Source organism: Acidisoma sp. S159 (assembly GCF_009766125.1).
Taxonomy (GTDB): Bacteria; Pseudomonadota; Alphaproteobacteria; order Acetobacterales; family Acetobacteraceae; genus Acidisoma.
Genome location: NZ_LMUG01000054.1, coordinates 4,928 through 6,682, shown reverse-complemented (window position 1 = coordinate 6,682; position 1,755 = coordinate 4,928). Strand labels below are relative to the sequence as shown.

Annotated in this window: 1 protein-coding gene and 1 pseudogene; both read right to left on the bottom strand. The window is 58.2% G+C overall.

Features of this window, described 5'->3' with window-relative positions; translation table 11 throughout:
* Window positions 1–392: pseudogene (locus GSQ92_RS16320) on the bottom strand (3-phosphoglycerate dehydrogenase); the annotation flags it as partial.
* Between the two features lie 154 nt (window positions 393–546).
* Complete coding sequence (locus tag GSQ92_RS16315) at window positions 547–1,581, bottom strand: substrate-binding domain-containing protein (protein WP_159013695.1); 1,035 nt, start codon at window positions 1,579–1,581, stop codon at window positions 547–549.
* Window positions 1,582–1,755: the final 174 nt, after the last annotated feature.

Sequence of the window (1,755 nt, the reverse complement as noted above, 5' to 3'; positions counted from 1 at the left end):
AAGTCTCCCGCCCGCATCGCGCGGTCGAAGCGGGCGCCGTTTCTGGCTACGGCCAGCATCAGGAAAAGTGCGTGCTCGGCGACCGACACTGCATTAACATCGCCGATAATTGTCACCGGGATCTTGTGCTCGTTGCAAAAGGAAAGCGGCACGTTGTCGTATCCCACGCCGTGGCGCGAGATGACCTGCAGCGTCCGCGCGTTCACCAACGCAGAAGCCGGCAACGGTGCGTCGCGGATAGTGATCGCATCGACACCGTTGATGTGAGCAGCTATGTTCTCCGCACTTGTATCAGTCAATATCTCGTATTCGATCCCGCCATGCTCATCGAACAGACGTAGCGCTTCATCACTGATGGGCTGGATAACGAGGACTTTCTTGCAGTTTTTCATCTGATAGTGACCTGTTCTGACCGCTTGTTCACGAAAGTAGCCGAGACGGTTGCCTTAGCCACGTTGACGGCAGGATTTCGGCGCTAGAGGTCGTGTTTGAGCTTCCGGGCATTCTGACGCCGGTGAGGCCGGTCCTGGCCGGCCCTGCCGGAACTCAAAAGTGATAGTTCTCGATGTTGGCTTGCGTGAATATCAGCGGCGGTCCAAGTAAGATCTCGTCCTTCGCCGTGAACTTCAAATTCCCCAGACGCCCGGCCGCCACAGAGCCCTTCGCCGGATCCAGGGTGCCGTCCAACTGCGCTTTCGTAATATAAATCGCGGCGTAGCCGATATCGACCGGGCTCCACAACACGGCTTCCTTGACGATGCCGCTCTTTATGTAAGGACGAATAGAGTTCGGCACACCAATCCCGGCAATCGTAATCTTGCCCGAAAGCCCCAGCTGCTTGACCGCCTCAGCGACGCTGACTTCGGCTACGCCGTCGACAGTGAAGACGCCTTTGGTCTCGGGGTGTGAACGCAGGTAGTTTAGAGTGATGTCGGTGCCTTTCTGAATGTCTTGCTCGCCCAACAGTGTGGTCTTAATGACCATGCCGGGATATTTCGCAGCGATAGTGTCTTTGATAGCCTTCATCCAGGCCAGCATGTTAGATGCGGTGAGCGATCCGGTCACCATCACGAAATCACCCGAGGTGCCAGCGCCCTTCGCCATGATGTCGACGATGGCGTTGCCAATCGCGGAGTAGGAGGCCTGGTTGAGGAAGACTTCGCGCGCGTTGGGCGTCACATCCGCATCCCAGGTATTGACCTTGATGCCCTTTCGACGAGCGCGCAGCAGCGACGGCGCAAGTGCGGTGGGGTCCAGCGCGCAGATAGAGATCGCCGAGATTCCGCTGCGAACCAGTCGGTCAACGATATCGACTTGACCAGCGACATCGGCATCAACTGGTCCGTTATAATGGACCGTCAGGCCGAGAGCCTTACCAGCCTCCTGCGCGCCGTGGTTGGCCGACACAAAATACGGATCGCTGGTGAATTTTGGCACGAAGGCGACGGTACTGCCCTCGGCCAGCGCGGAGTGACTTAGCAACGTGCTAGCACTAGCCAGGAGCCCCGCGCCAATGCCCCGCAGCGTTTGCCGCCTAGTGGGCCTGCATAAGCGGGTCGGCAGCTCGTTAAAGTTAAGCATCTTCTTCTCCTTGTAGGGTTACCGACGTTCCGCCGGTTGAGTGAGCCCGCATGTCACCGTGGCGACTTGCGAAACAGTTCATTGGCCAGCACGCCCAGGATGAGGAACGCGCCAACCACGACGAGCCCCCAGTCATTGCGCACGCCAACTGAGGCTAGACCGTCCTGCAAATAG

Bases quoted from the DNA above. Each gene is read 5' to 3' on its own strand.
- GSQ92_RS16315 (WP_159013695.1), bottom strand. From the start codon at position 1,581: ATGCTTAACTTTAACGAGCTGCCGACCCGCTTATGCAGGCCCACTAGG.